The following is a 17,973-nucleotide window of genomic DNA, read 5'->3' as shown; positions in this document are numbered from 1 at the left end:
GGACCGCCGGGTCGAGGACGTGATGTTGCGGGTCCGTCTGCGCGAGGGCCTGCCGGTGGCCGGTCTCGACCCGGACGGGGTCGCGCGGGCGCTGGCCAACGGGCTGATCGAGCCCGAGGCGCACGACGCGGGCCGGCTGATCTTGACCTTGCGGGGCCGGCTGCTGGCCGACGCCGTCATCCGCGACGTGGTCTGAGCCGTTATTTCACGATGCTCACGTTGAGGGGGTAGTTGTACCCCTCGCCGTTGGCCGCCTTCGCGCCCGCGATGACCCCGAAGGCGATGCCCGCGATCATGGCCACCACCGCGATCAGCCACGTGATCACCAGGCAGCTCAGGACCCAGCAGACCAGCGCCACGATCGAGATGACGAGCTGGAAGTTGAGCGCCTTGACCGCCTCGGCCCGCACGTGGGGCGACTGGGGGCCGCGCGACATCATCGCCACCAGTGGGGCGATCCAGCCGAGGGTGCCGCCGCCGATCAGCGCGCCGGCCGCGCCGCCGAAGTGGGCGACCAGAAGCCACGTCCGGTCGTCGCCGGCCGCGTTGTTACCGGGGTAGTTGCCGTAACCACCCCCGTACGGTGGTGGCGGCGGCTGGTTTCCGTAGGGCGGCTGGTTTCCGTGCGGCGGGGGCGGCGGGGGATAACCGCCAGGCGGAGGGTAACCACCCGGCGGGGGATAGCCACCGGGCGGCGGCGGATTGTACGGCGAAGTAGGTTCGTCAGGCATGCCGTTGCCGGGCGGGCGGGGTGGTTCACTCATGGCTGACACGGTAGGGCCGCAGCTCAACAGGGTCGAGGGTGACATGCGGTCCGATCCGCGACGACTGATGGCCCGTTCGATCATCGCGTTGCCGGGGATCGCGACGTAGACTGGCACTCTTATTGCGGGAGTGCCAGGGATCGCCGGCTGTCGGGGGAGGGGTCATTAGTGAGTCTCGATGACCGCAAGCTCGAGGTCCTGCGGGCCATCGTCGAGGACTACGTCGAGACCCAGGAGCCGGTCGGCAGCAAGGCCCTCGTCGAGCGCCACCACCTGGGCGTGTCCCCGGCCACCGTGCGCAACGACATGGCCGCGCTGGAGGAAGAGGGCTACATCCGCCAGCCCCACACCAGTGCCGGCCGGGTGCCCACCGACGCGGGCTACCGGCTCTTCGTCGACCGCCTGTCGCGGGTCAAGCCGCTCAGCCCGGCCGAGCGCCGGGCGATCGAGCGCTTCCTGATCGGCGCGGTCGACCTCGACGACGTCGTGCACCGCACGGTCCGCCTGCTCGCCCAGCTGACCCGCCAGGTCGCGGTCGTGCAATATCCCTCGCTGGCCCGTTCCAGCGTCCGCCACCTCGAGCTGGTGCCGATCTCCACCACGCGCCTGATGCTGGTGATGATCGCCGACACCGGCCGGGTCGAGCAGCGGCTGGTCGAGCTGCCGGCCCCGGTCGCGGCCGACGACGTGACCGACCTGCGCCGCCGGGTCAACGAGAAGCTCGCCGGTCAGAAGCTGGCCGACACCCCGCCGCTGGTGGCCGCCCTGGTCGACGAGTGCTCGCCGGAGAGCCGCGGCACCATGGCCTGCCTCGCCTCGGTGCTCCTCGAGACCCTCGTCGAGCGCAGTGAGGAGCGCCTCATGCTGGCCGGGACGGCCAACCTGACGCGCGGTAGTGTGCTCGACTTCCAGGGCACGTTGCGCCCCGTCCTCGAGGCCCTCGAGGAAGAGGTCATCCTGCTCAAGCTCATCGGCGACCTCGAGCCCAGCACCACCCGGGTCCGCATCGGCGACGAGAACGAGATCGACAACCTGCGTTCCACCTCGGTCGTCAGCACGGGTTACGGCCCGGGTGTCACGATCGTCGGGGGGCTCGGGGTGGTCGGTCCCACCCGCATGGACTACCCGGGCACGATCGCTACCGTCCGTGCGGTGGCACGCTATGTCGGCGATGTGCTCGCGCAGAACTGATTCACTGGAACTTGGAATTTAAAACCGACTGAAGGCGCGACTTCCTGTGGCCAAGGACTACTACGGAATTCTCGGTGTGAGCCGGGAAGCCACCGACGATGAGATCAAGCGCGCTTATCGCAAGCTGGCTCGTCAGTACCACCCGGACGTCAACCCGGACCCGGAAGCGCACGAGAAGTTCAAGGACATCAACGCCGCTTACGAGGTGCTGTCCGACGACCAGAAGCGGCAGATCGTCGACCTCGGCGGCGACCCGCTGGCGCCCGGCGGCGGCGTCGGCCCCGGCGGCCCGGGCGGTGCCGGCGGCCCGTTCGTCGGCTTCCAGGACATCATGGACGCGTTCTTCGGCACCGCGGCCGGCGGCGGCTCGCGCGGCCCGCGCCCGCGCACCCGTCCCGGCGCCGACGCGATCCTCCGGCTCGAACTCGACCTGGTCGAGACCGCGTTCGGCGTCGAGGCCCCGATCACCGTCGACACCGCCGTGCTCTGCACCCAGTGCTCCGGCGCCGGCACCGCGCCCGGCACCCACCTCGCCACCTGCGAGACCTGCGGCGGCCGCGGTGAAGTGCAGAGCGTGCAGCGCACCTTCCTCGGCCAGGTCGTCTCGTCCCGCCCCTGCCAGACCTGCCAGGGCCACGGCACGGTCATCCCGCACCCGTGCCCGACCTGCGCCGGCGACGGCCGCGTCCGCACCCGCCGCTCCCTCACCGTCAAGATCCCGGCGGGCGTCGAGGACGGCATGCGCATCCGCCTGGCCCAGCAGGGCGAGGTCGGCCCGGGCGGCGGCACCGCCGGCGACCTCTACGTCGAGATCCACGAGCGGCCGCACGACGTCTACTCCCGCAAGGGCGACGACCTCCACTGCCGGGTCACGCTCCCGATGACCGCGGCCGCGCTCGGCACCCGCCTCACGATCAAGACCCTCGACAGCGAGGAGGCGATCGAGGTCAAATCGGGCACCCAGCCGGCCAGCACGCTGCGCATCCGGGGCAAGGGCGTGCCCCACCTGCGGGGCCAGGGCCGCGGCGACCTCTTCGTGCACCTCGACGTCAAAACCCCGACCAAGCTGACGACCGATCAGGAGCGCATGCTGCGCGAGTTCGCCAAGACCCGCGGGGAGGACATCGCCGAGTTGAGCAAGCAGGGCGGCTTCTTCAGCCGGATGCGGGACGCGTTCAACGGCCACTGATTTCTCTTCCAGGCACGAAAAACCGCCGGTCTCCCCCGTGGAGGCCGGCGGTTCTTCGTGCGGTCAGCGGGCCAGCAGCTCCAGGGTGTCGATCACCCGGTTGGAGAAGCCCCACTCGTTGTCGTACCAGGCGACGACCTTGACGTGCCGGCCGTCGACCCGGGTGAGCAGCGAGTCGAAGATGGACGAGGCCGGGTTGCCGGTGATGTCCGACGAGACCAGCGGGTCGTCCGAATATTCGAGGATGCCGGCCATCGGGCCGTCGGCCGCCGCGCGATAGGCGGCCAGCACCTCGTCGCGGGTGACGTCGCGGGCGACGGTCGTGTTCAGCTCGACGATCGAGCCGACCGGCACCGGCACCCGGATCGAGTCACCGGACAGCCGGCCGGCCAGGTTCGGCAGCACCAACCCGATCGCCTTCGCGGCGCCGGTCGTGGTCGGCACGATGTTGACGCCGGCGGCGCGGGCCCGGCGCGGGTCGCGGTGCGGGCCGTCCTGCAGGTTCTGCTCCTGGGTGTACGCGTGCACGGTCGTCATGAACCCGTGCTCGATGCCGGCCAGGTCGTCGAGCACCTTGGCCAGCGGCGCGAGCGCGTTGGTCGTACACGAGGCGTTGGAGACGATCGTGTGCTCGCCGGGCCGGTAGGCGTCGGTGTTCACGCCGTAGGCGATCGTCACGTCGGCGCCGTCCGACGGCGCCCCGACGAGCACCTTCGAGGCGCCGGCGTCGAGGTGGGCCCGCGCCTTCTCCGCCGCCGTGAACTTGCCGGTCGCCTCGAGCACGACGTCGACGCCGAGCTCCGCCCAGGGCAGCCGGGCCGGGTCCCGCTCGGCGGTCACCTTGATCCGCCGGCCGTCGACGACGAGGGTGTCCCCGTCGACCGTCACCGGGCGGCCGAGGCGGCCGGCCGTGCTGTCGAAGGCGAGGAGCCGGGCCAGCGCCGTCGGCTCGGTGAGATCGTTGACCGCGACGACCTCGAGCTTGCTGTCCCGCTCGAGCAGAGCGCGCAGCACGTTGCGGCCGATGCGGCCGAATCCGTTGATGGCGATGCTTGTCATGGGTTCAGCTTTGCCGGGGGCGGCGTGCCGTGGCAGAGGCTCGGGCGCCACGGTTCGCAAGGATCACGCCAGGCGCGCGGGTTGAGCTTCCACCACCGTGGGGTTCACTCGCCCTGGGCGAAGGTACGCCGATACTGGCTCGGGGTCGTGCCGAGGATGCGCTGGAAGTGCAGCCGCAGGTTGGCTCCCGTGCCCAGCCCCGCGTCGGCCGCGATCTGCTCGACGCTGCGTGACGACCGTTCCAGCAGCTCGCGGGCCACGTCGATGCGGGCCCGCATCACCCACTGCATCGGCGTGTAGCCGGTGTCGGCGAGAAATCGCCGCGAGAACGTGCGCGGCGACACAGCCGCGTGCCGGGCCAGCACCTCCAGCGTCAGGTGCTCGCCGAGCCGGTGCAGCGCCCACTCCCGGGTCGCCGCGAACCGCTCACCGAGCGGCTCGGGCACACTGCGAGGCACATATTGCGCCTGGCCACCACTGCGGTAGGGCGCCGCGACCAGCCGCCGGGCGGCGTGGTTGGAGGCGGCCACCCCGAGGTCGCCGCGCAGAATGTGCAGGCAGAGGTCGATGCCGGACGCCGCTCCGGCCGAGGTGAGCACGCTGCCCTCGTCGACGAAGAGCACGTTCTCGTCGACCCGCACCAGCGGATGCTTGGCCGCCAGCTGCCGCGTGTAGTGCCAGTGTGTCGTCGCCCGCTTCCCGTCCAGCAGCCCGGTCGCAGCCAGCGCGAACGCCCCGGTGGAGATCGCGGCCAGCCGGGCGCCGCGCGCGTGGGCCGCCCGCAGCGCCTCGACGACCGCGGGTGGCGGCTCTTCCCGGTCGGGAAACCGGAACCCCGGGATGAACACGATGTCGGCCCACTCGAGCGCCTCGAGCCCGTCCGCGACGTGGTAGGACAGGCCGTCGCCACCGGTGACCAGGCCGGGCGCCGGGCCGCAGACCCGCACCTCGTAGGGCATGCTCTGCCGGGTCGTGAACACCTGCGCCGGAATTCCCACATCGAGGGGCTTCGCCCCTTCGAGCACAAGCACGGCAACGCGATGCGGTCGGGACGGCGGCACGCCCAAAAGGTACGGCACCCGGGTGGCACGAGCAGCCCCGTTGTCCGGGTCGGCGACACGGTGCCGTCCGCTGAGGGGCGGAGCCAAGCACGTGGGTCCGACATCTGTCGCCGGCCGTCCACATGCGACGCGCCTGACGCGGCCGGTAACCGGCCGGCGTCGTACGGTCAGGGCGACCACCGGTTCCAGGATCGCCAGCCCGCTCGCCGCCAGGGCGGCGGTCAGGCCGGCCCGGCCTGCGGGGCGGAAGGCCATCTCGGACGAGTCCTTCGAGTGGGTCCGGCCGTCGGTGAACGTGACCCGCAGGCCGACCACCGGTGGCCGCCGACCGGCCGGCCGGAACGGCGCGACCGTTGCAGGGCGACGTTGAGAGCACGGGCAGCGCGGTCGGGCGGTGGCTCGTAGGGAACCTCTGAGCCGAACGCGGTCAGGGTCGTGCCTCGCCGGTCTTGGCGGCGCCGGTGGCGTACGGGATGCGATTCGGTGAGGGTGGTCTTGCCCGCGTCGACGTGGGCGAGAATGCCGAGGTTACGAAGTTTTTCGCGCATGACCGTTCCCGTGAATTGATCATTGAAAAGGGGTGGTGGGACCCTGACGACGCAACACAGCGAAGTGGCGCTGTCAGGGCAGCCGAGACACCTTGATCACCTCGCGGCGGGCGAACCGGAGGCCGACGATGTCGTGGTCACGCACGGCGTCTCCTCACGGTTCGGGGCACAGCGGCCTGTTCACGTACGCCGTGAACCGGCGCACCGAGCGGAAGGTAGCGAGTAGATCTTGTCGTCGACAGCAATTTTCCGGCGGGCCTGGCTCGCTCTGCTGAAGCACACGCTGAACCGGGCGACCGTACGGCTGGCCCGGGCCGGAATCGGCCCGTTCTCCCTGGTCCGGCACGTCGGTCGAAAGACCGGGCGCGGCTATGAGACGCCCCTGCTGCTCGCCCGGACCGGCGAGGGTTTCGTGGCCGAGCTGACCTACGGCCCGAACGTGGCCTGGTATCGCAACGTGGTCGCGGCCGGCCGCTGCGAGGTCGTGGACCGTGGCGTCGCCCACCGGATCGACCGCATCTCGGTGATCGGCGCCGACGAGGGGCTCCGCGCGTTCGGAAATCCGGCCGCGTTCGTGCTGCGCGCGCTGCGCCGGCGCGAGTTCCGGCTCCTGCACGCCGAACCGGGCTGAGTCACCGTCGGGGCCGGCCGATAGCGTGCGGGCATGTCCGCTCCGCTTTTCCTGGTCGACGAACTGCCCGCCGCCGACACCGGCACGCTTGCCGGCCCGGAGGGCCATCACGCGGCCACGGTGCAACGGCTCAAGGCGGGCGAGCGGCTCGTCCTCGCGGACGGGTGCGGGGGTACGGCGTACGCCGAGGTGCTCGCCGTCGGCAAGGGCAGCGTGGAGTTCCGGGTCAAGGACCGGCAGTTCGTGCCCGCCCATGACCCGCGCCTGACCGTCGTGCAGGGCATCGCCAAGGGCGACCGTGGCGAACTGGCCGTGCAGGCGATGACCGAGATCGGCGTCGACGAGATCGTGCCGTGGGCGGCCTCCCGGTCGGTGGCCCAGTGGCGCGGCGACCGCGGGGTGAGGGCCCGCGACAAGTGGGTGTCGACCGCACGCGAGGCGGCCAAGCAGGCCCGGCGGCCCTGGCTGCCCGTGGTCGGCGGCGATCCGGACTGCGCGACCCGGGAGGTGGCGGCCCGGCTCGGCGGGGCGGCGGCCGCGTTCGTGCTGCACGAGGAGGCGACCGACCGCCTGACCACTGCCCCGCTGCCCGCCTCGGGCGAGATCATGCTGGCGGTGGGCCCGGAAGGCGGCATCAGCGACCACGAACGGGACGCCTTCGTAGCGGCCGGAGCCACGGTCGTACGGCTGGGGAGCGAGGTGCTCCGCACCTCGACCGCCGGGGTGGCGGCTTTGTCGGTTCTTTCGGCCCGGCTGGACCGCTGGTAGCGGTCAGCGTCGCCGCGAGCGGCGGCGCTCCAGGGCCGGCAGGTCGACGTGCTCGTCGAGGCCCTCGCCGGTGGCGACCTGGTGCGCCACCTTGGAGACGATCCGGCCGGTCAGCACCCGGTGCAGGCCGCGGGCCCGGCTCTCGCCCTCGACCGGGGTGATGTTCGACAGGCGCTCGCCCTCGGCGGCGATCGCCGGCTCGATGTCGGCGAACCGCATGTAGAGCGCGCTGGTCGACGGCGACCCCAGATATTCGAACGGCTCCGAGCCGGCCATCGGCTCGAACGGCGCGCCGATCAGTGCGATGCCCCGGTGCGCCCGGCGGTCGAGCATGGCCACGACGTGCTGCACCCCGGCGCGGCGGCCGGCGTTGAGGAACGCGCGGTAGAGCAGCGAGCTCACCATGGTCGACTTGCCGCCGCGGTACTCCGGCAGCACCGCCAGCGTGGCGAAGTCCCAGATCTTGCCGCCGAACAGGCCGTGCTTCTCGACGATCGTGCCCAGGTCGACCCCGATCACGTCGGGGGCGTCGTCCAGGGTCTTGCCGCCGCCGTCGATCACCCGGGCGGCGCCGGCGGGCGCTCCCGTGCGCCGCTCGATCACCAGGAAGAACATGCTGTCCTGCTCGTAGGCGGCGTACTCCTCGGTCATCACGGCGGCGTCCATCGCGAACGACTCCTCGAAGACCCTCCGCTCGACGGTGCGGGCCACGTCGGCGAGCAGGTCGTCGGGGCGAACGGCCAGGGCGATGAAGGGGCCACCGGCGGGGTACCCGTAGAGGGCGGCCAGGCCGCGCATCCGCATCTCGGACTCCGACAGGTTGTAGTTCGGCATGCGTGAACCCCTTTATGTCTGGCATATCCGGACTCTTCCGACTTTAGCCGATAATTACGCAGAGTCAAGATGGCCGTTATCACGGAAAGTTATGCCGTAGCGCAGACTGCGGGAAAGCTGCGCTGAGGGGGGATCAAAATGCGATGCGTACGGTAACCGGCGGTCGAGTACGAGCGCTGAGCGTGATAGCACCGGTGGTCACGCTCCGGTTCGAGCCCGGCCGCCGCGCGCCCGTCGTCGACGAGCTGCGCGGGGTGGCCGGGCTGGCTTCCGGTGTGGTCGCCGGCGCTAGACGGTCAGTCGGGCCTCCAGGCGGTCCGCGTCGAGGGCGTGGGCCGCGATCACCCGGTAGTCGCCGGTCACGGTCTGCCAGCCGTTGCCGGCCCAGATCTGGAACGAGCGCGGCGGCAGCGGGACGCGTACGGTGACCGTCTCGCCCGGCCGGGCGAAGACGTTGGCGAAGCCGGCCAGCCAGCGCTCGGGCCGGTCGGCGTCCGGCTCCGTCGGGGCCAGATAGACCTGGACGACCTCGCGGCCGGCCCGGGCACCCGAGTTGGTCAGCGTCACCACGGCCTCGGTGCCGTCGACCGCGATGTCGTCGTAGTCCCAGCTGGTGTAGCCCAGGCCGTGGCCGAAGGCGTACAGCGGGGTGTTGCCGGAGCGCAGCCAGCCCCGGTAGCCGATGAAGATGCCCTCGTCGTAGGAGACGACGCCGTCCTTCGGCGAGATCGCCAGGACCGGGCAGTCCTCCTCGCGGCGCGGCCAGGTCGTGGGCAGGCGGCCGCCCGGCTCGGTGACGCCGAGCAACACGTCGGCCAGCGCCGCGCCGGCCTCCTGGCCCGGGAACCAGGTCAGCAGGATCGCCGCCACGTCGTCGGCCCACGGCATCAGCACCGGCGAGCCGGCGTTCACAACCACGACCGTACGGGAATTGGCGGCCGCGACGCGGGTGACCAGCTCGTCCTGGCGGCCCGGCAGGGCCAGCGAAGTCCGGTCGAAGCCTTCCGATTCGACCTGCTCGGTGGTGCCGACGACGACCACGGCGACGTCCGACCCGGCCGCCAGCCGGACCGCCTCCTCGATCATGCCGTCGGCGTCGGGGGCCGGACCACGGTGACCGAGCGTCGTGGCGACCGTGTGGGCCATGCCGCGCTGGAGTGTCTGCTCGAGGACGACCGGGACCGTGACGCCGGCGCTCAGGCGCACGCCGGCCCGGTGTTCGCGCGGGTTGAGCAGAAGCTCGCCCCGGGTCGCGCCGGGGCGGTGCAGCGAGCCCTCGTAGATACCTTCATCACCGACCGTGAACCGGAAGTTGCCGAAGCCGGAGACCGCGAAGGTGTGCTCGCCCGATTCGTCCGGCGTGAAAACGCTGGAAATGCGCAGGCTCTCGACCGTCGAGGGGTCGATGTCGCCGGGCAGCGAACCGATCCAGCGCACGGCCGTCGAGTCGAGCGCGAACGACGACGAGTTGATCTCGATCCGAGAACCCGACCACTGCGGGCCCCGGGCGGCGGGCAGGAACGGGCGCGGGTCGGCGCCGATCGCGTATTCGACATCGACGCCGGAGAGCGCCCGGCCGAGGCCCTCGAGCGGCGAGATCGTGTGGGGCGGCGAGACCTGGGCGCTGCCGCCGCCGAGCACCCGGGCGTCGAGAGCCAGGGCGCCGATCACCGCGACCTTGGTCAGCGCGGCCGGCTCCAGCGGAAGCGTGTAGCCCTCGTTGCGGACCAGCACGAACGAGCGGGTCGCGACCTCGTGGGCGACCGCGTCACCGTCGAGGCCGGCCGGCGGATTCACCGCCGGGCCGCCGTCAAGAGCGCCCACACGCTGGGCGAACAGCAGAACCCGCCGGACTTTCTCATCGATCGCCGATTCCGGCACGGTTCCTTCCCGTACGGCCTGGACCAGCGCCGGCCCCCACGGGTTCTCCAGCTTCGGCATCGCGATGTCGAGGCCGCCCAGTGCGGCGCCGACCGTCGAGCGGGCGGCCCGCCAGTCGGAGACCACCACCCCGTCGTAGCCCCACTCGTCCTTGAGGGTCTCCTGCTGGAACGTCCCGTTCGAGGCCATCGAGGTGCCGTTGACCGAGTTGTAGGCGCTCATCAGGCCCCAGCCGCCGGCCTCGACGACCCGCTCGAACGGGGCCAGGTAGAGCTCGCGCAGCGCCCGGTCGCCGATCCGGACGTCGACCTCCATGCGGTCGGTCTCGAAGTCGTTGCCGACCAGGTGCTTGACCGTCGTGCCGACGCCGTGGTCCTGCACGCCGCGGACGAAACCGACCGCGATCTCGCCGCTGAGCAGCGGATCCTCCGAGTAGCACTCGAAGTGGCGGCCGCCGAGCGGGGTGCGCTGCAGGTTGACCGTGGGGCCGAGCAGCACGTGCGCGCCCTTGCGCCGGGCCTCCTGGCCGAGCAGGCGGCCCGCGGTCTCGGCGAGCTCGCGGTCCCAGGCCGCGGCCAGGGCGGTCGGGCTGGGCAGGGCGATCGACGGGTCGTCGGGGGCCCAGCCGGTGCCGCGGACCCCGATCGGGCCGTCCGACATCACCAGCGAGCGCAGCCCGATCCGGTCGATCGCGGGCAGGGACCAGAAGTCCTGCCCGGTCAGCATCGAGACCTTCTCCTCGAGGGTCAGTTGCTTGAGCAGGTCGTCGACGTCAGCCGTCATTGTGGAAGCGCTCCCATGGTCAGTTACGGAGGTACGAGGCACCATTCAAGTCGACGATCGCGCCGCTGGCCCACTGGGCCTCGGGTGAGGCGAGCCAGTGCACCGCCGCGGCGATCTCGTCCGGTTGAGCGACCCGGTTGTACGGGCTCTGGGCGCGGATCGCGGCGCCGCGCTCCGACTTCAGGTGCTCGGTGGTCATGTCGGTTTCGATGTAGCCCGGGGCCACCGCGGCCACGGCTATGCCGTACGGCGCGAGCGCCACCGCCAGCGACTGGCTCATCGAGTTCATCCCGGCCTTGCTCGCGCCGTACGCCGGTTGCTCCGGTTCGCCCCGGAAAGCCCCCCGCGACGTCACGTTGACGATCCGGCCACCCCGCTCCCGCATGTGCTGAGCCGCCGCCCAGCACGCGTTGGCCGCGCCGAACAGGTTGATGTCGAGCGTCTGCCGCCACATCTGCTGCCACTGCTCGTAGTCGAGCCCGAACACCGGATGCGGCCGGTCCACCGGGCCGTAGATCCCGGCGTTGTTCACCAGAACGTCCAGGCCACCGAGCGCGGCCGCCGCCTCGTCGACCATGGCGCGTACGGCCGGCGCGTCGGCCATGTCGGCCCGGACCACCACGTGGCCCTCGCCGGGAAGCGAGGCCACGAGCGACTCGGCGTGTGACGCCGAGTCGCGATGGTGGACCGCGACCCGATCGCCGGACGCCGCGAAGCGCGTCGCGATCGCCCGCCCGAGCCCGCGCGACGAACCGGTCACCAGGATTGCTCGCGAAGTCATAGGGCCACCCTAAGATCCATCGGGTGGACCACGACTGCTTGTTCTGCCGCATCGTCGCCGGGGAGATCCCCGCGACGGTCGTGTACGAGACCCCGACCACCCTCGCCTTCCGCGACATCGACCCCAAGGCCGCGGTGCATGTGCTGGTCATCCCGAAGGAGCACTACGCCGATGTGGTGGCGCTCTCCGCCGACCCGGCGGCCAGCGCCGACCTGCTGGCCACGGCCTCCTCGGTCGCCGAGGGCGAGGGCCTGACCGGCGACGGCTTCCGCCTGATGTTCAACACCGGCCGCTTCGCCGGCCAGGAGGTCTTCCACGTGCACGCCCACGTGCTCGGCGGCGAGCCGCTCGGCCCGATGCTGGCCCTGCGATGAGCGCGGCTCTGGAGAGGGCCGCCCGGCGCGCCCAGGCCCGCGGCCGCATCCCGGCCCTGTCGGTCGCCCTGGTCCGAGCCGACCGCGAGCCGTGGATCTTCACCGTCGGCGACTCGGGCAATCCTCAGCACCCGCTGGGGCCGGACACCCGGTTCCGCATCGGCTCGGTCACCAAGACCTTCACCGCCGCGCTGGTCATGCAGGCCCGCGACGACGGGCTGCTCGACCTCGACCAGCCGATCGCGAAGTACCTCGACGTGCCGGCGCACGGCGACGCGACGATCCGGCGGATGCTGTCGCACACCGCTGGCTTCCAGCGCGAGCCGCACGGCGACGTCTGGGACACGCTGCTCACGCCCGACTCGGCCGGCCTGCTCGCCGAACTCGACCGGGCCGAGCGGGTGCTACCCAACGCGCGCCGCTTCCACTACTCCAACCTGGCGTTCGCCGTGCTCGGGCACCTGGCGGCCACGTTGCGCGGCACGACCTGGGAAGAGCTGGTCGTCGCGCGCGTCCTGGAGCCGCTCGGGCTTCACTCGACGACGGTCGACGCCCCCTCGTCCGCCGCCGTCGGCTACATGGTCGACGCGTACTCGGACGCGGCCCGGCCCGAGCCGCAGTTCCCGACCGGGGGCGTCGGCCCGGCCGCCCAGCTCTGGAGCACCGCGGGCGACATGGCCCGGTGGGCGTCGTTCCTGGTGTCCCCGGCCACCGTCGACCCGCGGGGCGAGGTGCTGGCCGCGGCCACCCTCGACGAGATGCGCTGGCCCCTGACCACCCAGGACGAGACGCTCTGGGCGGGCGGCTTCGGCCTCGGCCTGATGCTGTCGCCGCAGGGCGGGCGCGTGATGCACGTGGGACACAACGGCGCCATGCCCGGCTTCCTCGCCGGCGTCTACGGCCGCCGGGGCGGCGAGGACACCCCGGACGCGCTCGGCTGCGCGGTGCTCGGCTCGTCCGGTACGGCGTCCGAGACCAACGAGCTGGTCGGCGAACTGCTCCGGCTGGCCGTCGAGGGCGACCCGGCCGACATCCGGCCGTGGCGGGCCGGGCCGGCCGCGCCACCGGCGTACCGGTCGGTGCTGGGGCCGTGGTGGAGCGAGGGCACGCAGTTCCTGTTCTCATGGCACGACGGCGCGCTGCAGGCCCGTTTCGCCGACGCGCCGGCCGATACGCCACCGGCCGTGTTCCAGCCGCTACCCGACCGTCCGGACGTGCTGCGCACGGTCTCCGGGCGGGAGGCGGGCGAGCTGCTGCGGCTCACCCGTGACGCGAGCGGGACCGTGGCGCGGATGCACTGGGCGACCTACCGCTGCACCCGCGTGCAGGAGGCGTTCGACGGCGGGCCGGCCTCGGCGGGCCCCTCGGATTGACCTGGCGATAATGGCCTCGGCGGGGCGGCGGCCGAGCGGATAGGATGGCACGATCGCCGGCCCGCACGAGGATCGTCGAATCAGGATGAGATAGAGAGCAGGTGGCCAGGCCCACGGGGGCCGCCCTATGACCGGTACGCCGAACCCTTCCAGCGCGGAGCCCACCGGCCCGGCTCGGGTGCAGACCAAGATCTCGGTCTCCGACCCGAAGATCATGGTGAACCTGCTGGGCGCCAAGGACGAAATCCTGCGACTCATCGAGCGAACTCTCGCCAGCGACGTGCACGTTCGTGGCAACGAGATCACCATCACCGGCGACCCGGCGGAGAACGCGACCGCCGAACGCCTCTTCTCGGAGCTCATCGAGCTGATCGAGAAGGGGGAGACACTCAACGTCGACTCCGTGCGGCGTACGGCCCGGATGCTCGAGGAAAACACCTCGGAGCGGCCGGCCGAGGTGCTCACCCTCAACATCCTGTCCCGCCGCGGGCGCACCATCCGCCCCAAGACGCTGGGCCAGAAGCACTACGTCGACGCCATCGATCAAAACACGATCGTCTTCGGCATCGGCCCCGCCGGCACCGGCAAGACCTATCTCGCGATGGCCAAGGCCGTGCAGGCCCTGACCGCCAAGCAGGTCAGCCGCATCATCCTGACCCGGCCGGCGGTCGAGGCGGGTGAGCGGCTGGGCTTCCTGCCCGGCACGCTCAACGAGAAGATCGACCCCTATCTGCGGCCGCTCTACGACGCCCTCCACGACATGCTCGACCCGGAGTCGATCCCCCGGCTGATGGCGGCCGGCACGATCGAGGTCGCCCCCCTCGCCTACATGCGTGGCCGCGCTCAGCCGCTCACGGCGAAGGTTCTCACCCCGGACGGCTGGCGGCTGATCGGTGACCTCCGGGTCGGCGACCTCGTCGTCGGTTCGGACGGCCTGCCGACACCGGTGCTCGGGGTCTATCCGCAAGGCCGAAAGCCGGTCTACCAGGTGACGACGCAGGACGGCGCTTCGACGCTCGCCTGCGGCGAGCACCTGTGGACGGTGCGCACGGTGGATGACCGCAGTCACGGCCGTCCGTGGCGGGTCCTGCAGACCCAGGACATGATCGGCAAGCTGCGGAGGGGCAACGTCCACCGGTACGAGTTGCCGCTGGTCGACGCGGTCGAGTTCGTCCCGCGGGAGGTGCGGCTCGACCCGTACGCGTTGGGCCTGCTGTTGGGCGACGGTTGCCTGACCACGGCGACCACCCCGGCGTTCGCTACCGCCGACCGGGAACTTGCCGAGATGCTGGACGCGGCGCTGCCCGACGTCGAGGTCTTCCACAAGAGCGGGTACGACTACGTCCTGCGACGCCCCGGTGGCGGCGGCCGCGGCGGCGTGATCACCGCCAACCCGTTGACCGCGGCGCTCCGTGAGCTCGGCTTGGCCGGCACCCGCTCGCACACGAAGTTCGTTCCGGAGACCTACCTGCGCAACAGCGCTTCGGTACGCCTCGGCGTACTGCAGGGCCTCCTGGACTCCGACGGCGGCCCGGTCACCCAGCGCGGCCGGACCTGTCGCGTTCAGTACACAACGTGCTCGGCGCGGCTCCGCGATGACGTCCTGTTCCTCGTCCGTTCGCTGGGTGGGGTGGCGTACTGGCGCCGGCGCCCGGTGGAGGGCCGGGTTCCCGGGCGCGCCGGCGGACGCCCGGTCGAATACCGGAACGACGCCTACGTGCTCGAAATCAGGCTGCCCGAGGGCGTGAACCCGTTCCGTCTCGAGCGCAAGCGCGCCCTCTACGACTCCAGCGGCGGGGGCCGCCCGATGCGGTTCATCGAGTCGATCGAGCCGGCGGGTGAGACCGAGACGGTCTGCATCCAGGTCGCCGCGGAAGACTCGCTCTACGTCACCGACGATCTGATCGTCACGCACAACACGCTCAACGACGCGTTCATCATTTTGGACGAGGCGCAGAACACGACGCCCGAACAGATGAAGATGTTCCTGACCCGGCTCGGGTTCGGGGCCAAGATCGTGGTCACCGGCGACGTCACCCAGGTCGACCTGCCGGGCGGCACGACCAGCGGTCTCAAGATCGTGCGCCAGATCCTGCAGAATGTCGAGGATGTGCACTTCGCCGAGCTGTCGAGTGCCGACGTCGTCCGGCACCGGCTGGTCGCGGAGATCGTCGACGCGTACGCGCGCTACGACGTCGAGCAGGAGCAGCTAGCCACCCAGTCCGTACACGCCGTGCCGGGACGCGCCGCCAGCGGCGGCCGCGCCGGGCGCCGGCGCTGAAGCCAAGGGGTAACCGCAGCACTATGTCCATCGAGATCGCCAACGAGTCGGGAGTCGAGGTCGACACCGACGCGATCCTCGCGGTGGCCCGGCACGCCCTCGACGAGATGGGGGTCAACCCGCTCGCCGAACTGTCCGTCCTCCTCGTCGACATCGACTACATGGCCGAGCTCAACCATCGCTGGATGGACGGCGACGGCCCGACCGACGTCCTCGCCTTCCCGATGGACGAGGGCAGCGTCGACCACGGTCCCGGCGAGGCCGGCACCGGCGAACCGGCCCTGCTCGGCGACATCGTGCTCGCCCCCGAGGTGGCGTCCAAACAGGCCGCCGCGGCCGGCCATTCGGCCGCCGACGAACTGCACCTGCTGACCGTGCACGGGGCGCTGCACCTGCTCGGCTACGACCACGCCGAGCCGGAGGAGGAGCGCGAGATGTTCGCGCTGCAAAACCGCCTGCTCCAGAGCTGGCGGGCTACGCGGCAGGCCGGCTGATCCCGGTGGACCCCGCACCTCTACTCGCGTCGGGCCCGGCCACTTCGGCCGGCCTGCCCGACGCTCAACTGATCATCCTGGCGCTCGTGCTGGTGTTCCTGGCCGGCCTCGCCTCGATGACCGACGCGGCGCTCGGTGCCGTGTCGCCGGCGCGCGCGGCCGAGATGGTCCGCGAGGGCAAACGTGGGGCGTCGGCGCTCGAAGCCGTCGCCTCCGATGTGGTCCGTCACCTCAACCTGCTGCTCCTGCTGCGCCTGATCTGCGAGCTGACCGCGACCACGCTGGTCGCGCTGGTCGCGGTCGACAACTGGGGCGTCGGATGGCGAGCCGCGCTGGTCACCGCCGGCGCGATGACGCTCGTCAGCTTCGTGGTGGTCGGGGTGGCGCCGCGCACGGTCGGGCGCCAGCACGCGTACGCCGTGGGCCGCGCGGCGGCCCCGCTGATCCGCTGGCTGGGCAAGGTCCTCAACCCGCTCGCCTCGCTGCTGATCCTGATCGGCAACGCGGTCACCCCGGGCAGAGGCTTCCCCGAAGGACCGTTCGGCAGCCAGGTCGAGCTGCGCGAACTCGTCGACCTGGCCGAGCAGCGCGGCGTGGTCGAACACGGCGAACGCGAAATGATCCACTCGGTGTTCGCGCTCGGCGACACGATCGCCCGCGAGGTGATGGTGCCCCGCACCGAGATGGTGTGGATAGAGGCACCGAAGACCCTCCAGCAGGCTCTCTACCTGTTCCTGCGCTCGGGGTTCTCGCGCATCCCGGTGATCGGCGAAAGTGTCGACGACGTGCTCGGCGTGCTCTACCTCAAAGACGTCATCCGCCGCACCCAGTCCGGCGACCCGGGCGCGACCGCCGGTGCGGTGGCCGAGCTCATGCGCCCGGCGACCTTCGTCCCCGAGTCCAAACCGGTCGACGACCTGCTCTCCGAGATGCAGGCCGCCCGCACCCACCTGGTGATCGTCGTCGACGAGTACGGTGGCACGGCCGGCCTGGTCACCATCGAGGACATCCTCGAGGAGATCGTCGGCGAGATCACCGACGAGTACGACGTGGAACGCCCGCCCGTCGAGCAGCTCGGCGACGGCGCGGTCCGCGTCACCGCCCGCCTGCCGATCGAGGACCTGGGCGAGCTCTACGGCGTCGAACTGCCGGCCGACGAGGTCGAGACGGTCGGCGGCCTGCTCGCCCAGACCCTGGGCCGGGTGCCCATCCCGGGCGCGACCGTCGACGTCGGCGGCCTGCACCTGATCGCCGAGGGCACCACCGGCCGGCGCAACCGGATCGACTCGGTCCTGGTGCGCCGCACCGAGCCGGACGAGCAACCCGAAGCGCCATCCGACGAATCCGACACCGAGGAAAGACAAACCGCAGATGCCTGACCAGACTTTCGCCGGCACTGCCGTGCCGGCGGCGCTGAGCGCCGAGGACACCAAGCTGGTCACCCTGGCCCGAAGCTCACGCGCCCGGGTGGGCGCGCTCGAAGGAGCAGCCGTACGCGACCAGGACGGCCGAACCTACGCGGCGGCGACCGTCACGCTGCCCCACCTCGCGCTGACCGCCCTGCAACTGGCGGTCGCGTCGGCCGCGGCCGCGGGAGCCACCAAGCTGGAAGCCGCCGCGGTCGTCACCGAGGCCGAACAGCTCGACGGCGCCGGCCACGCCGCGGTCCGCGACCTTGCCCCCGACGCACCGATCCACGTGGCCGGACCCGACGGCGCCCTGCGCGGCACGGTCATCGCATGACAAGCCTGATGGGTGGACGACAGTGACCGGCCCGGAAAACTCGGACGAACGCCGCCTGACCGCGGGCGAACGCAACGAACTACGCCGCCAGGAGCGCCGCGCCGCCCGCCGAAGCGAAGCCGCCGGCGCCCCGTCGGCGAAAACCGGCAAGCCTCGCGGAGCGGGCGCGTCTGGCGGGTCTCGTGGAGCTGGCGGGTCTAGTGGTTCCCGCGGGGCCG

General features: G+C 71.6%; 15 protein-coding genes and 5 pseudogenes. 13 read left to right on the top strand and 7 right to left on the bottom strand.

All coding sequences use genetic code 11. The features are described from left to right. A pseudogene (locus AB0M88_RS10605) lies at nucleotides 1–196 on the top strand (coproporphyrinogen III oxidase); the annotation flags it as partial. Nucleotides 197–200: 4 nt separating this feature from the next. On the opposite strand, the gene AB0M88_RS10600 reads toward AB0M88_RS10605, so the two are convergent. Further along, on the bottom strand, nucleotides 201–764 hold the full coding sequence (locus tag AB0M88_RS10600; RefSeq protein WP_364098610.1) for a DUF4870 domain-containing protein: 564 nt from the start codon (nucleotides 762–764) through the stop codon (nucleotides 201–203). 168 nt (nucleotides 765–932) lie between these two features. Here AB0M88_RS10600 and hrcA point away from each other — a divergent pair, with 168 nt between their 5' ends. Then, nucleotides 933–1,955 carry a heat-inducible transcriptional repressor HrcA gene (gene hrcA, locus AB0M88_RS10595; protein WP_364098607.1) on the top strand — a complete coding sequence of 341 codons (1,023 nt, stop codon included), beginning with the start codon at nucleotides 933–935 and terminating at the stop codon, nucleotides 1,953–1,955. Nucleotides 1,956–2,001: 46 nt separating this feature from the next. Further along, nucleotides 2,002–3,144 (top strand): molecular chaperone DnaJ, encoded by a 1,143-nt coding sequence (dnaJ, locus tag AB0M88_RS10590; RefSeq protein WP_364098604.1) that lies wholly within the window; start codon nucleotides 2,002–2,004, stop codon nucleotides 3,142–3,144. 63 nt (nucleotides 3,145–3,207) lie between these two features. Here dnaJ and gap read toward each other — a convergent pair whose 3' ends face one another. The 3 genes and pseudogenes from gap to AB0M88_RS10575 form a co-directional block, all read right to left on the bottom strand. After that, a complete protein-coding gene (gene gap, locus AB0M88_RS10585; protein WP_364098602.1) occupies nucleotides 3,208–4,203 on the bottom strand; it encodes a type I glyceraldehyde-3-phosphate dehydrogenase in 996 nt (331 codons plus the stop codon). 104 nt (nucleotides 4,204–4,307) lie between these two features. Next, the gene (locus tag AB0M88_RS10580; RefSeq protein WP_364098732.1) at nucleotides 4,308–5,234 is read right to left on the bottom strand and encodes a helix-turn-helix domain-containing protein; all 927 of its coding nucleotides are present in this window, start codon (nucleotides 5,232–5,234) and stop codon (nucleotides 4,308–4,310) included. 246 nt (nucleotides 5,235–5,480) lie between these two features. Next, nucleotides 5,481–5,579 (bottom strand): annotated as a pseudogene (locus tag AB0M88_RS10575) (hypothetical protein); the annotation flags it as partial. A 462-nt stretch (nucleotides 5,580–6,041) separates the two neighbouring features. Here AB0M88_RS10575 and AB0M88_RS10570 point away from each other — a divergent pair. Together AB0M88_RS10570 and AB0M88_RS10565 are read left to right on the top strand one after the other, a co-directional pair. Beyond that, nucleotides 6,042–6,443, top strand: a complete 402-nt coding sequence (locus tag AB0M88_RS10570; RefSeq protein WP_364098599.1) for a nitroreductase family deazaflavin-dependent oxidoreductase — start codon at nucleotides 6,042–6,044, stop codon at nucleotides 6,441–6,443. A 33-nt stretch (nucleotides 6,444–6,476) separates the two neighbouring features. Beyond that, nucleotides 6,477–7,211, top strand: coding sequence for a 16S rRNA (uracil(1498)-N(3))-methyltransferase (locus tag AB0M88_RS10565; protein WP_364098596.1), 735 nt, complete (start codon nucleotides 6,477–6,479; stop codon nucleotides 7,209–7,211). Between the two features lie 3 nt (nucleotides 7,212–7,214). Here AB0M88_RS10565 and AB0M88_RS10560 read toward each other — a convergent pair whose 3' ends face one another. From AB0M88_RS10560 to AB0M88_RS10550, 3 genes are all read right to left on the bottom strand, one after another. Next, nucleotides 7,215–8,045, bottom strand: coding sequence for a hypothetical protein (locus AB0M88_RS10560; RefSeq protein ID WP_364098593.1), 831 nt, complete (start codon nucleotides 8,043–8,045; stop codon nucleotides 7,215–7,217). A gap of 288 nt (nucleotides 8,046–8,333) precedes the next feature. Next, the gene (locus tag AB0M88_RS10555) at nucleotides 8,334–10,709 is read right to left on the bottom strand and encodes a glycoside hydrolase family 3 C-terminal domain-containing protein (protein ID WP_364098590.1); all 2,376 of its coding nucleotides are present in this window, start codon (nucleotides 10,707–10,709) and stop codon (nucleotides 8,334–8,336) included. Between the two features lie 19 nt (nucleotides 10,710–10,728). Then, nucleotides 10,729–11,490, bottom strand: coding sequence for an SDR family oxidoreductase (locus AB0M88_RS10550; protein WP_364098587.1), 762 nt, complete (start codon nucleotides 11,488–11,490; stop codon nucleotides 10,729–10,731). Nucleotides 11,491–11,513: 23 nt separating this feature from the next. On the opposite strand from AB0M88_RS10550, the gene AB0M88_RS10545 reads away from it, so the two are divergent. The 8 genes and pseudogenes from AB0M88_RS10545 (at nucleotide 11,514) to AB0M88_RS10510 (ending at nucleotide 17,755) form a co-directional block, all read left to right on the top strand. Beyond that, entirely contained in the window at nucleotides 11,514–11,864 is a 351-nt protein-coding gene (locus tag AB0M88_RS10545) for a histidine triad nucleotide-binding protein (RefSeq protein ID WP_364098584.1), read from the top strand. Continuing rightward, entirely contained in the window at nucleotides 11,861–13,237 is a 1,377-nt protein-coding gene (locus AB0M88_RS10540; RefSeq protein ID WP_364098581.1) for a serine hydrolase domain-containing protein, read from the top strand. Before AB0M88_RS10545 ends, AB0M88_RS10540 begins: the two co-directional genes overlap by 4 nt. Nucleotides 13,238–13,364: 127 nt before the next feature. After that, nucleotides 13,365–14,078, top strand: a pseudogene (locus tag AB0M88_RS10535) (PhoH family protein); the annotation flags it as partial. Further along, nucleotides 14,067–14,882 (top strand): annotated as a pseudogene (locus AB0M88_RS10530) (LAGLIDADG family homing endonuclease); the annotation flags it as partial. The pseudogenes AB0M88_RS10535 and AB0M88_RS10530, both read left to right, overlap by 12 nt. 273 nt (nucleotides 14,883–15,155) lie before the next feature. Further along, nucleotides 15,156–15,518, top strand: a pseudogene (locus tag AB0M88_RS10525) (PhoH family protein); the annotation flags it as partial. 23 nt (nucleotides 15,519–15,541) lie between these two features. Continuing rightward, nucleotides 15,542–16,012: an rRNA maturation RNase YbeY gene (ybeY, locus tag AB0M88_RS10520; RefSeq protein WP_364098578.1), complete on the top strand. Its 471-nt coding sequence runs from the start codon at nucleotides 15,542–15,544 to the stop codon at nucleotides 16,010–16,012. After that, nucleotides 16,012–17,391, top strand: a complete 1,380-nt coding sequence (locus AB0M88_RS10515; RefSeq protein WP_364098729.1) for a hemolysin family protein — start codon at nucleotides 16,012–16,014, stop codon at nucleotides 17,389–17,391. The genes ybeY and AB0M88_RS10515 overlap by 1 nt, the downstream gene beginning before the upstream one ends. Further along, a complete protein-coding gene (locus tag AB0M88_RS10510; RefSeq protein WP_364098575.1) occupies nucleotides 17,384–17,755 on the top strand; it encodes a cytidine deaminase in 372 nt (123 codons plus the stop codon). Before AB0M88_RS10515 ends, AB0M88_RS10510 begins: the two co-directional genes overlap by 8 nt. Nucleotides 17,756–17,973: the final 218 nt, after the last annotated feature.

The sequence above is a fragment of the Actinoplanes sp. NPDC051411 genome (assembly GCF_040682075.1).
In the GTDB taxonomy this organism is placed as follows: Bacteria; Actinomycetota; Actinomycetes; order Mycobacteriales; family Micromonosporaceae; genus Actinoplanes.
This window is presented reverse-complemented; position numbering and strand designations above follow the sequence as displayed.